Annotated in this window: 1 protein-coding gene; it reads left to right on the forward strand. The window is 43.0% G+C overall.

What is annotated here, in order from left to right; all coding sequences use genetic code 11:
• A partial coding sequence (locus IRZ80_RS20810; protein ID WP_194644289.1) for a hypothetical protein occupies nucleotides 1–640 on the forward strand: 640 nt, incomplete at both ends.

Raw genomic sequence — 640 nt, forward strand, 5'->3', positions numbered from 1 at the left:
TACACCAGCAGCTGGAACAGGAGTGGCTCCGTTTGTTTATACGATAGTTTCAGGACCAGGAGCATCGGTATCCAATGTTACTGGCTTGAACAGCGGTATGTTCACAGGCTTAGCACCCGGGAATTATACATTTGAAATAAAAGATGCCAATGGATGTACTAAGCAGGCATCGACAACAATAGCACCAGCGGCAGTTATAGCTGTTTCAGGAATCAAGACAGATGTTAAATGTTTCGGATCGGCGGATGGTACAGCAGTATTTACAGTAACCGGTGCTAGCAGTACAGGTAATTTTACTTATGTACTGAGCCCAAATACAGGTACAATCGCACAAAATGGAGATGAAGTAAAAGTGACAGGCTTGGGAGCAGGCACTTATACACTGACCGTTACAGATATAACAACAGGCTGTGTTTCTAATACGGCTTCGGTGACGGTAAATCCGGCAACGGCTATTACTTATACAGTTAATGCGAGTAAAATCAATTGTAATACAACAGTTTCTACATTAACATTTACAGCAATAACAGGAGGAACACCAGGCTATACCTATGCCTATGCAGCAAGTCCTTCAATGGGTCCAAGTACAGCTTATGGAACAGCCACAACAGTTGATACGGCAGTTTTAACCAGCAGTATT

This window comes from Flavobacterium sp. HJJ (assembly GCF_015351475.1).
Taxonomy (GTDB): Bacteria; Bacteroidota; Bacteroidia; order Flavobacteriales; family Flavobacteriaceae; genus Flavobacterium; species Flavobacterium marginilacus.